The 10,098-nt window shown below is 63.8% G+C and carries 13 protein-coding genes and 1 tRNA gene; 11 read left to right on the plus strand and 3 right to left on the minus strand.

The window, feature by feature from the left end:
• Window positions 1-40: 40 nt before the first annotated feature.
• The 11 genes from thrS to AB1I47_RS11830 all read left to right on the plus strand — a co-directional run bounded on the left by thrS (window position 41) and on the right by AB1I47_RS11830 (window position 9,078).
• Window positions 41-1,948 carry a threonine--tRNA ligase gene (gene thrS / locus AB1I47_RS11780; protein WP_354683932.1) on the plus strand — a complete coding sequence of 636 codons (1,908 nt, stop codon included), beginning with the start codon at window positions 41-43 and terminating at the stop codon, window positions 1,946-1,948.
• Window positions 1,949-1,996: 48 nt separating this feature from the next.
• Window positions 1,997-2,518, plus strand: a complete 522-nt coding sequence (gene infC / locus AB1I47_RS11785; protein WP_078195944.1) for a translation initiation factor IF-3 — start codon at window positions 1,997-1,999, stop codon at window positions 2,516-2,518.
• A 167-nt stretch (window positions 2,519-2,685) separates the two neighbouring features.
• Window positions 2,686-2,883 (plus strand): 50S ribosomal protein L35, encoded by a 198-nt coding sequence (gene rpmI, locus AB1I47_RS11790; protein WP_006575466.1) that lies wholly within the window; start codon window positions 2,686-2,688, stop codon window positions 2,881-2,883.
• A gap of 28 nt (window positions 2,884-2,911) precedes the next feature.
• The gene (gene rplT / locus AB1I47_RS11795) at window positions 2,912-3,268 is read left to right on the plus strand and encodes a 50S ribosomal protein L20 (RefSeq protein WP_008650487.1); all 357 of its coding nucleotides are present in this window, start codon (window positions 2,912-2,914) and stop codon (window positions 3,266-3,268) included.
• Between the two features lie 239 nt (window positions 3,269-3,507).
• On the plus strand, window positions 3,508-4,539 hold the full coding sequence (gene pheS / locus AB1I47_RS11800) for a phenylalanine--tRNA ligase subunit alpha (RefSeq protein WP_354683933.1): 1,032 nt from the start codon (window positions 3,508-3,510) through the stop codon (window positions 4,537-4,539).
• A 59-nt stretch (window positions 4,540-4,598) separates the two neighbouring features.
• Entirely contained in the window at window positions 4,599-7,046 is a 2,448-nt protein-coding gene (gene pheT / locus AB1I47_RS11805) for a phenylalanine--tRNA ligase subunit beta (RefSeq protein WP_354683934.1), read from the plus strand.
• A 77-nt stretch (window positions 7,047-7,123) separates the two neighbouring features.
• The gene (locus tag AB1I47_RS11810; RefSeq protein WP_354683935.1) at window positions 7,124-7,534 is read left to right on the plus strand and encodes an integration host factor subunit alpha; all 411 of its coding nucleotides are present in this window, start codon (window positions 7,124-7,126) and stop codon (window positions 7,532-7,534) included.
• A 119-nt stretch (window positions 7,535-7,653) separates the two neighbouring features.
• Window positions 7,654-8,079 carry a MerR family transcriptional regulator gene (locus AB1I47_RS11815; protein WP_354683936.1) on the plus strand — a complete coding sequence of 142 codons (426 nt, stop codon included), beginning with the start codon at window positions 7,654-7,656 and terminating at the stop codon, window positions 8,077-8,079.
• A 56-nt stretch (window positions 8,080-8,135) separates the two neighbouring features.
• A tRNA-Pro gene (locus AB1I47_RS11820) sits at window positions 8,136-8,212 on the plus strand.
• Between the two features lie 156 nt (window positions 8,213-8,368).
• Window positions 8,369-8,680 (plus strand): hypothetical protein, encoded by a 312-nt coding sequence (locus AB1I47_RS11825; protein ID WP_354683937.1) that lies wholly within the window; start codon window positions 8,369-8,371, stop codon window positions 8,678-8,680.
• Window positions 8,681-8,907: 227 nt separating this feature from the next.
• Window positions 8,908-9,078, plus strand: a complete 171-nt coding sequence (locus AB1I47_RS11830; protein ID WP_354683938.1) for a hypothetical protein — start codon at window positions 8,908-8,910, stop codon at window positions 9,076-9,078.
• A gap of 19 nt (window positions 9,079-9,097) precedes the next feature.
• Here the strand turns inward: AB1I47_RS11830 and AB1I47_RS11835 are convergent, their stop codons facing one another.
• The 3 genes from AB1I47_RS11835 to AB1I47_RS11845 all read right to left on the minus strand — a co-directional run bounded on the left by AB1I47_RS11835 (window position 9,098) and on the right by AB1I47_RS11845 (window position 9,972).
• Window positions 9,098-9,322 (minus strand): DUF2188 domain-containing protein, encoded by a 225-nt coding sequence (locus tag AB1I47_RS11835; protein WP_354683939.1) that lies wholly within the window; start codon window positions 9,320-9,322, stop codon window positions 9,098-9,100.
• Window positions 9,323-9,384: 62 nt separating this feature from the next.
• On the minus strand, window positions 9,385-9,720 hold the full coding sequence (locus tag AB1I47_RS11840; protein ID WP_354683940.1) for a hypothetical protein: 336 nt from the start codon (window positions 9,718-9,720) through the stop codon (window positions 9,385-9,387).
• A gap of 3 nt (window positions 9,721-9,723) precedes the next feature.
• Window positions 9,724-9,972 (minus strand): hypothetical protein, encoded by a 249-nt coding sequence (locus AB1I47_RS11845; RefSeq protein ID WP_354683941.1) that lies wholly within the window; start codon window positions 9,970-9,972, stop codon window positions 9,724-9,726.
• Between the last annotated feature and the right edge of the window lie 126 nt (window positions 9,973-10,098).

Consider the following 10,098-nt stretch of genomic DNA (forward strand, 5'->3'; position numbering starts at 1 on the left):
GAAGCGCAAGACGCCGCCGGCGGAATCCTGGAGAGTCGAAATGATCGCAATCACGCTGCCGGATGGGTCCCGCCGCGAGTTCCCCGGCCCGGTGACGGTTGCCGAAGTGGCGCAGAGCATCGGCTCCGGCCTGGCCAAGGCCGCGCTGGCCGGCAAGGTTGATGGCAAGCTGGTCGACACGAGCTACAAGATCGACGGCGATGTGGAGCTGGCCATCGTCACGGACAAGGACGCCGACGGCGTCGACGTGATCCGGCACTCCACGGCGCACTTGCTGGCCTACGCGGTCAAGGAGCTGTATCCGGAGGCACAGGTGACGATCGGCCCGGTGATCGAGAACGGCTTCTACTACGACTTTGCCTACAAGCGTCCCTTTACGCCCGAAGACCTCGCCGCCATCGAAAAGAAGATGACGGAGCTGGCCCGCAAGGACGAGAAGGTCGTGCGCGAAGTGTGGAACCGCGACGAGGCGGTGGCGCTGTTCGAGTCGATGGGTGAGAAGTACAAGGCCGAGATCATTGCCTCGATCCCGGCCGACCAGGAAATCGGCCTCTACCGCGAAGGCAATTTCGTCGACCTGTGCCGCGGCCCGCACGTGCCGTCCACGGGCAAGCTCAAGGTCTTCAAGCTGATGAAGGTGGCCGGCGCCTACTGGCGCGGCGACGCCAACAACGAGATGCTCCAGCGCATCTACGGCACGGCCTGGGCGAAGAAGGAAGACCAGGAAGCCTACCTGCACATGCTGGAAGAGGCCGAGAAGCGCGACCACCGCAAGCTGGGCAAGACGCTCGACCTGTTCCACCTGCAGGAAGAGGCGCCCGGGATGGTGTTCTGGCACCCGAAGGGCTGGCAGGTCTGGCAGGCCGTCGAGCAGTACATGCGCGGCCGCCTGGGCGAAGCCGGCTACGACGAGGTGCGCACGCCGCAGGTGATGGACCGTTCGCTCTGGGAAAAGTCCGGCCACTGGCAGAACTATAAAGAGAACATGTTCGTCACGGAGTCGGAGAAGCGCGACTACGCGATCAAGCCGATGAACTGCCCGGGCCACGTGCAGATCTTCAACCACGGCCTGCGCTCGTACCGTGACCTGCCGCTGCGCCTGGCCGAGTTCGGCGCCTGCCACCGCAACGAGCCCTCGGGCGCGCTGCACGGCCTGATGCGCGTGCGCGGTTTTGTGCAGGACGATGCGCATATCTTCTGCACGGAAGAGCAAATCGTGGCCGAGGCCAAGGCCTTCAACGAACTGGCATTCGGGGTCTACGACGACTTCGGCTTCAAGGACGTGGCGGTCAAGCTGTCGCTGCGCCCGGAACAGCGTGCCGGCTCGGACGAGGTCTGGGACCACGCCGAGGAAGGCCTGCGCCTGGCGCTGCGTGCCTGCGGCGTGGAGTGGGAAGAGCTGCCGGGCGAGGGCGCCTTCTATGGCCCGAAGGTCGAGTACCACATCAAGGACGCGATCGGCCGCTCGTGGCAGTGTGGCACGCTGCAGCTCGACCTGGTGTTGCCGGAGCGGCTGGGTGCTGAATACGTCTCCGAGGACAACTCGCGCAAGCGCCCGGTGATGCTGCATCGTGCGATCCTGGGCTCGTTCGAGCGCTTCCTGGGCATCCTGCTGGAAAACCATGCGGGTGCGCTGCCCGCCTGGCTGGCGCCGGATCAGGTAGTTGTCATGAATATCGCGGATTCGCAGGCGGAATATGCTCAAAACGTCGTGCAACTGCTGCAAAAACAAGGGTTTAGGGCAAAGGCCGATTTGCGTAACGAGAAAATTACGTATAAAATCCGCGAGCATTCCCTTCAGAAGATCCCCTACCTGCTGGTAGTGGGCGACAAGGAGCGGGATGCCAATCAAGTGGCCGTGCGTGCCCGTGGCAACGTGGATCTGGGTGTGATGCCCGTCTCCGCGTTTGTTGAGCGTCTGCAACAAGACGTCGCCAGCAAAGCCTGATGGGTGGTGAGCACGGCTTGTTTTTTTGTCTTCTTGAGGTAACGCAACATCGCTACGGACAAAGGTCATCGCATCAACCGGGAAATCAGCGCGCCTGAGCTGCGCCTGGTAGGGGTTGATAATGAACAGCTCGGCATCGTCAAGTTCATGGACGCGCTGCGGCTGGCTGAGGATAAGGACTTGGACCTGGTGGAGATCGCGCCGAACGCGGTTCCGCCCGTCGCCCGGATCATGGATTACGGGAAGTTCAAGTACGAGGAAGCCAAGCGCGCTCACGAGGCCAAGCTGAAGCAGAAGATCATCCAGGTCAAGGAAGTCAAGTTCCGGCCCGGTACGGATGATGGCGACTACAACGTCAAGCTGCGCAACCTGAAGCGCTTCCTGGAAGACGGCGACAAGACCAAGATCACGCTGCGGTTCCGTGGTCGCGAGATGGCGCACCAGGAAATCGGTGCGCGCATGCTCGAACGCCTGAAGGCGGACCTGGAGGAAATTGGCCAGGTCGAGCAGATGCCGAAGATGGAAGGGCGCCAGATGGTGATGGTGCTCGCCCCCAAGAAGAAGAAGTAATTCCTGCGCGATGCAGCGGCCGGGGTGCCAGGCATCCCGGCGTTGCTTCGTGCGGAAGTCGCACGTCGCCCGCAAGGGCCGTCGTGCAACAACAAGTGGATGCGGGTCTTGCAAGCGTCGGCGTGAGCCGTCCACCTGCATGCATGTCATATGAGCTGGAGTTTTTCATGCCGAAGATGAAGACGAAGAAAAGCGCCTCCAAGCGCTTTACTGCCCGTCCGAACGGTTCGTTCAAGCGTGGCCAGGCCTTCAAGCGTCACATCCTGACCAAGAAGACCACCAAGAACAAGCGTCAACTGCGCGGTACTCAGGACGTCCATGAGACGAACCTGAAGTCGGTGCGCGCGATGATGCCTTACGCATAACCCCTGACGATAACGAAAGGAGAATTACATGCCTCGAGTAAAGCGTGGGGTCACTGCACGGGCCCGTCACAAGAAAGTCATCGACGCTGCCAAGGGTTACCGCGGCCGTCGCAATAATGTCTATCGCATCGCCAAGCAGGCGGTCATGCGTGCTGGCCAGTACGCGTACCGCGATCGCCGCAACAAGAAGCGCGTGTTCCGCGCTCTGTGGATTGCGCGTATCAATGCCGCGACGCGTGAGCATGGCATGACCTACAGCGTGTTCATGAACGGTCTGAAGAAGGCCTCGATTGAACTGGACCGCAAGGTGCTGTCGGACATGGCTATTCACGACAAGCCTGCCTTTGCCGCCATCGTCAACCAGGTGAAAGCCACCGTTGCCTGATGCCGGCTGCGGCAGCGCGCAAGCGCTGCCGGGCAAGCACCGACCGCAAGGTCGACCGCCGACCGCAAGGTCTGCTGAAACGGGGCTCCTCACCGAGCCCCGTTTTTATTTGCGGTTCCGGATACCGTTTGGCGCCTGTCTCTAAGACGGCATCCGGAAACGCATACCGCACGTAGTGCCAACCCACGTCGCATCGGCTCTCATGCCGACCGACGCCAGAACACGCCACGACCGCCGCCATGTCTCAGGATCTGGATCAAATTGTCGCCGATGCCCAGGCCGCCTTCGCCGCTGCCAACGACAACGCCACGCTGGAAAACGAAAAGGCCCGCTTCCTGGGCAAGACCGGCGCGCTGACCGAACTGCTCAAGGGCCTCGGCAAGCTCGACCCGGAAACCCGCAAGAGCGAGGGCGCGCGCATCAACCAGGTCAAGCAGCAGGTGGAAGCTGCGCTGCAGGCGCGCCGCCAGGCGCTGGCCGACGCGCTGATGAACGCGCGCCTGGCCGCCGAGGCCATCGACGTCACGCTGCCGGGCCGCGCGGTCAGCCGCGGCAGCCTGCATCCGGTGATGCGCACGTGGGAGCGTGTCGAGCAGATCTTCGGTTCGATCGGCTTCGACGTGGCCGACGGCCCCGAGATCGAAACCGACTGGATGAACTTCACCGCGCTGAACAACCCGGACAATCACCCGGCGCGTTCGATGCAGGACACGTTCTACGTGGATGGCCGCGACAGCGAAGACAAGCTGTTGCTGCTGCGCACGCATACCAGCCCGATGCAGGTGCGCTACGCGAAGATGCATGTCGAGAAGTATGCCGGCAAGCCGATGCCGCCGATCAAGGTGATCTGCCCCGGCCGTACCTATCGTGTCGACAGCGACGCGACCCACTCGCCGATGTTCAACCAGGTCGAAGGCCTGTGGATCGGCGAGGACGTCAGCTTTGCCGACCTGAAGGGCGTGTACACCGACTTCCTGCGCAAGTTCTTCGAGCGCGACGATATCCAGGTGCGCTTCCGCCCGTCGTACTTCCCGTTCACCGAGCCGTCGGCCGAGATCGACATGGCTTTTGGCAATGGGAAATGGCTGGAAATCTCCGGTTCGGGCCAGGTGCATCCGAACGTGCTGCGCAACATGGGCCTCGATCCCGAGCGCTATATCGGTTTCGCGTTCGGCTCCGGCCTGGAGCGCCTGACCATGCTGCGCTATGGCATCAACGACCTGCGCCTGTTCTTCGAGGGCGACGTGCGCTTCCTGCGCCAGTTCGCCTGAAGCACGCCGTCGTCCCCTCGTAACCGAATACACAGAATACTTACCGGATCAGAAGCGCCATGCAATTCTCGGAATCCTGGCTTCGCACCTTCGCCAACCCTGAAAAGATCTCCACCGACGCGCTGTCGCACACGCTGACCATGGCCGGCCTGGAAGTGGAAGAGGTGGGCTCGGTCGCGCCGCCGTTCGACAAGGTGGTGGTTGCGCACGTGCTGTCGACCGAGCGCCATCCCAACGCCGACCGCCTCAATGTGTGCCAGGTCGATGCCGGCACCGGCGAGACCCTGCAGATCGTCTGCGGCGCACCCAACGTCAAGCCTGGCATCAAGGTGCCATGCGCGCTGGTGGGCGCCGTGCTGCCCCCGTCCGAAGACGGCGGCCAGCCGTTCGAGATCAAGGTCGGCAAGCTGCGTGGCGTGGAGAGCTACGGCATGCTGTGCTCGGCGCGCGAACTGAAGTTGTCGGAAGAGCATGGCGGCCTGCTGGTGCTGCCGGAAGACGCGCCGGCCGGCCAGGACATCCGCCAATACCTCGACCTCGACGACCAGGTCTTCGTCATCAAGCTGACGCCGAACAAGGCCGACTGCCTGTCGATCCACGGCGTGGCGCGCGAAGTGTCGGCACTGACCGGCGCCGCGCTGAAGCTGCCCGAGATGAAGCCGGTGGCGGTGACGATCCAGGACAAACTGCCGGTCAAGGTATCGGCGCCTGACCTGTGCGGCCGCTTTTCCGGCCGCGTGATCCGTGGCGTCAACGCCCGCGCCGCCACGCCGGCGTGGATGGTGCAGCGCCTGGAGCGTTCGGGCCAGCGTAGCGTCTCCGCGCTGGTCGATATCTCGAACTACGTGATGCTCGAGCTGGGCCGTCCGTCGCACGTGTTCGACCTGAACAAGATCCACGGTGGCCTGGATGTACGCTGGGGCCGCAAAGGCGAGCAGATCAAGCTGCTGAACGGCAATACCATCGAGGTCGACGAGCAGGTCGGCGTGATCGCCGATGACAAGGAGATCGAGAGCCTGGCCGGCATCATGGGCGGCGACAGCACCGCCGTGACGCTGGACACCACCGATATCTACCTCGAGGCTGCGTTCTGGTGGCCGGCATCGATCCAGGGCCGCGCGCGCCGCTACAACTTCTCGACCGATGCCGCGCACCGCTTCGAGCGCGGCGTGGACTACGCCACCACCGTCGAGCATATCGAACGCATCACTGCACTGATTCTCGAGATCTGCGGCGGCCAGGCCGGCCCGGTGGACGACCACGTGGTCAACCTGCCGGTGCGCAAGCCGGTCAGCCTGCGCGTGGCGCGCGCCGAGCGCGTGCTCGGCATCGAGCTGTCGCCCGCGGCCATCGCCGACGTGTTCCAGCGCCTGCAGCTGCCGTTCACGCGCTCGCAAGGCGCCGAGGGCGAGGTGTTCGACGTCACGCCGCCGAGCTACCGCTTCGATATCGAGATCGAAGAAGACCTGATCGAGGAAGTCGCCCGCATCTACGGCTTCGAGCGCATCCCCGCGCGTCCGCCGATCGCGGAAAGCGAAATGCGCCCGACCGACGAGGCTCGCCGCTCCACCCACGTGGTGCGCCATGCCGTGGCCGCGCGCGACTACCAGGAAGTCATCAACTTCGCCTTCGTCGAGGAGAAGTGGGAGCGCGACTTCGCCGCCAACGACAACCCTGTCCGCTTGCTGAACCCGATCGCCAGCCAGCTCGCCGTGATGCGCTCGACGCTGATCGGCGGCCTGGTCGACAAGGTGCGCTACAACCTGAATCGCAAGGCCGCGCGTGTGCGCCTGTTCGAAGTCGGACGTGTGTTCCATCGTGACGCCGATGTGAAGGACGGCGGCCTGACGGTGGCCGGCTACCACCAGCCGATGATGGCTGCCGGCATCGCTTACGGCCCGGCCTTCGAAGAGCAGTGGGGCGTGGCCACGCGCAACGTCGACTTCTTCGACATCAAGGGCGATGTCGAGGCGCTGCTCCATCCGCGCGTGCCGCGCTTCGAGCCGGTGTCGCATCCCGCGCTGCACCCGGGCCGCGCCGCGCGCGTGCTGGTCGACGGCCAGCCGGTTGGCGTGGTCGGCGAGCTGCATCCGCGCTGGCTGCAGGAGTATGAGCTGGCGCACGCGCCGGTGCTGTTCGAGCTGCAGCTCGACGCGCTGCGCGAAGCCGGCCTGCCGGCGTACACCGAGATCTCCAGGTTTCCGGCCGCGGTGCGCGACCTGGCCGTGGTGGTGAAGCAATCGGTACGTGCGCAGGACATGCTCGACACCATGCGCGCGGCGCTGGAAAAGCAGGGCTACGGCCGCTACTGCCAGGGCCTGGTGCTGTTCGACGAGTTCCGTCCCAAGGGCGCTTCCACCGCCATCGGCGCGGACGAGAAAAGCCTTGCGTTCCGGGTGACCTTGCAAGATACTGGGTCGACCCTCCAGGACGAAACCGTCGACAGCGCTGTGCGCTGCATGGTCGACGCGCTGGCCGAAGCCTTCCAGGCGCGGTTGCGCGGCTGAACCGGCGGACACACGATAAACAAGGGCGCCCGGGCCAGCCCCGGGCGGATCGCCAGACACACACTTGAGCGATCGACATGAATGATCGAGACGCGAATTCCATGACCGCTGCAGCACTGGGTGAGATGAGCGACCGGCAGGCTTCCTCCCTTGACGACGCGACGCCGGACAACCGCGCAACCGAAGTTCCCACGCTGACCAAGGCCGAACTCGCCGAGATGCTGTTCGACCAGGTCGGCCTGAACAAGCGCGAATCGAAGGACATGGTCGAAGCCTTCTTCGACGTCATCCGCGAAGCGCTGGAGCAAGGCGACAGCGTCAAGCTGTCCGGCTTCGGCAACTTCCAGCTGCGCGACAAGCCGCAGCGGCCCGGACGCAATCCCAAGACCGGCGAAGTCATCCCCATCACCGCACGCCGCGTGGTGACCTTCCACGCCAGCCAGAAGCTCAAGGGCCTGGTGGAGGAGCGCGCGGACATCGCTGGCTGACGCGTCCTCACCCAAACGGCGGATTGCTTCCACAGGCCGGCATCGGTATTCTTCTGGGCGCGCAAATCGTGCGCGCCAACCTTGCGGCCGGCATGGCCTGACGCTCGTCTACACACCACATGTCGGACAAATCCAGCGAACGCATCGCGTTGCCGCCGATACCGGCCAAGCGCTACTTCACCATCGGTGAGGTGAGCGAGCTTTGCGCCGTCAAGCCGCACGTGCTGCGCTATTGGGAGCAGGAGTTCACGCAACTCAAGCCCGTCAAGCGCCGCGGCAATCGCCGCTACTACCAGCACCACGAAGTCCTGCTGATCCGCCGCATCCGCGAACTGCTGTATGAGCAGGGCTTCACCATCAACGGTGCGCGCAACCGGCTCGACGAAGGCCGCCATCACGGCGCGGCCGCGGCAGCGCAGGAAGCAGCGGAAGGCAGCGAAGAGGGCGCGGCGGCACTGTCGGTCGACATCACCGGCCTGCGCAATGAACTGGTCGAAGTGCAGCACCTCCTCGCGCAACTGCGCGAGATCGCCAGGCACGGATAATTTCGACGTAAGGTGCTAGTCATACGGGAAATGCTTCTGATATAATCTTCTTCTTTCGGGGCGTAGCGCAGCCTGGTAGCGTACCTGCATGGGGTGCAGGTGGTCGGAGGTTCAAATCCTCTCGCCCCGACCAGAACAGAACCCGCTTGGTGTGAGCCAAGCGGGTTTTTTCATTTTCTTCCGAGGCGTTGCAGCTTCACTTGCCTGCGTTTCCTCGTAACGCTTTGATACAGCGATGCGGGTTGCCCGTTGCTATGCTCGGCGATCTTTCCCGAGCCATATCCTTCCCATGTCCAGAATGCTTCCAGTCGTTTCCCTGGCACTGCTGTGCCTGATGGCGACGTCAGCGGCGCGCGCCGATGAGCGCGACCATTCGCACTATCGCGAACGCGGCGAGTACAAGGAGAAATTCCGCAGCGGCCGCTGTGAAGTCGAGCGCGAGCAGAAGCGCGACGGCGAATACAAGGAAGAGCGCAAATGCAAGGGCGGTCCGCGCGGCTATGAGCAGAAGCAGAAATACCGCGAGGGTCCCTGCCTGGTCGAGCGCGAGTGGAAGAACAACGGCGAGTATGAAGAGAAGGTCGAATGCAAGCATTCATGAGCGCGCACAGCGCTGAAGGCTCGATCAGAGGTCGGGTCGAGCGCCGTCCAGTGCCATCAATCCCCACGTGATAAGGAGGGGAAGGGCCATAATGCACAAACTCTTCGACAAGGTCGGCCAGGGCGCGGTCATGGCCCATCCTATGGCAGTGCGCCTATAGTTAGTCCTGCAGTTGTTGCTACCCCATGACAGGAGAACAGTGCCCTGTCACAACGACGGAGGCTGTAATGTCAGACAAGGGTAACGGAATTGTCGGAACCACCTGCATCGCCCTGGCGGTGGCAGGGCTGGCGCTGACCGCGTCGCTGATTCTTGCGTACTACGCGACGCGGTCGCAAGTCGAAGGGCTGCGTTTGGGCAACAGCGCGCCGGACAGTAGTGAGCCCACCGGCGAGTAGTGGTTGGGGTGTCGCGTCGTCAGCCCTTGATATCGCCCGGATCGTTGCCGAAGCTGTCGCGCTTCCGGATCTGGCCGTCGCGGCCGTGAATCAGCAGTTCCACCTGTTGCTGCTTCGCCTTCTCGGTGCCCGCGGCGATGGCGTCTTCCTGCGACGTGTATAGCTGGCGTCCGCCGGCGCCGTCTTCGGATTCAATGGCCCAGCCGTTCTCGAGCGGTACGACGTGGATATTCTTGCCCGGCATGGTGCGTCTCCTTTGTGGCAGTTGGCAGTTGCAGCCAGTCTCCGCGCGGTGCCGGGCAACGGCTATCGGTGCCCGTCCGACAGCGATATGCCACCTCTCCGACACTTGGGTGCCGTTTCAGGCTCGGCGCGGTAGGCGGACCAGTAGAAGTGCGTGTACCTGCCGTGGCGCGCTTGTTTCTTCTCGATAAAGAGCCGCACCGTGCCGGCATGGCCGGCTTCGACCAGTACCTCGCGATGGCTGGGGCCTTCGCGCGTGGCCGATCCCAGTGTGCGCAGTGCTGCGGCAATATAGTGGCCTTCGATCCGCGCGAGGATGCCGTTGGCACCGGCCACCGGATAACTGTCGAGGCCCTGCGGCGACACATGGCAGCGGGCGGCGTGCTTGCTGTTGCCCATGGTTCAGTTCCGGCCGGGGCTGATGCTGACACCCTCGCGTGTCAGGTCGACGTACGGCAGGTGGCCGAAGGCGCGCAGGCGGCGGATATCTTCCCGTGCCGACGCCGGGATGCCAGGCTGGCAGGACAGCGCGCGGGCGCTGATGTGGAAGGTGCCGCAGCTCGGGCAGGTATAGCGGTAGCCGCGCGGCGCGGCGCGCAGGCGCTCGGCGGCGGCGCCGCAGACAGGGCAGTTGGCGGGTTCGGGTGACATGGGGCGCACAGGTCTGTGTACTGTATGGATATACAGTGTGCGCCGGCTAACCGGCAAGGAGTAAAGGGTGAAAGTCCCTGACAGCAGAAGATTTAGCGAATCACGCTGTCCCCGAGTCATGCGTTG

Origin of the sequence: Cupriavidus necator (assembly GCF_040578825.1) — a bacterium.
Lineage (GTDB): Bacteria > Pseudomonadota > Gammaproteobacteria > Burkholderiales > Burkholderiaceae > Cupriavidus > Cupriavidus necator_E.

Coding starts and splice junctions, on each gene's coding strand:
- thrS (WP_354683932.1), top strand. CDS start 41: ATGATCGCAATCACGCTGCCGGATGGGTCCCGCCGCGAGTTCCCCGGC.
- rpmI (WP_006575466.1), top strand. CDS start 2,686: ATGCCGAAGATGAAGACGAAGAAAAGCGCCTCCAAGCGCTTTACTGCC.
- rplT (WP_008650487.1), top strand. CDS start 2,912: ATGCCTCGAGTAAAGCGTGGGGTCACTGCACGGGCCCGTCACAAGAAA.
- pheS (WP_354683933.1), top strand. CDS start 3,508: ATGTCTCAGGATCTGGATCAAATTGTCGCCGATGCCCAGGCCGCCTTC.
- pheT (WP_354683934.1), top strand. CDS start 4,599: ATGCAATTCTCGGAATCCTGGCTTCGCACCTTCGCCAACCCTGAAAAG.
- AB1I47_RS11810 (WP_354683935.1), top strand. CDS start 7,124: ATGAATGATCGAGACGCGAATTCCATGACCGCTGCAGCACTGGGTGAG.
- AB1I47_RS11815 (WP_354683936.1), top strand. CDS start 7,654: ATGTCGGACAAATCCAGCGAACGCATCGCGTTGCCGCCGATACCGGCC.
- AB1I47_RS11825 (WP_354683937.1), top strand. CDS start 8,369: ATGTCCAGAATGCTTCCAGTCGTTTCCCTGGCACTGCTGTGCCTGATG.
- AB1I47_RS11830 (WP_354683938.1), top strand. CDS start 8,908: ATGTCAGACAAGGGTAACGGAATTGTCGGAACCACCTGCATCGCCCTG.
- AB1I47_RS11835 (WP_354683939.1), bottom strand. CDS start 9,322: ATGCCGGGCAAGAATATCCACGTCGTACCGCTCGAGAACGGCTGGGCC.
- AB1I47_RS11840 (WP_354683940.1), bottom strand. CDS start 9,720: ATGGGCAACAGCAAGCACGCCGCCCGCTGCCATGTGTCGCCGCAGGGC.
- AB1I47_RS11845 (WP_354683941.1), bottom strand. CDS start 9,972: ATGTCACCCGAACCCGCCAACTGCCCTGTCTGCGGCGCCGCCGCCGAG.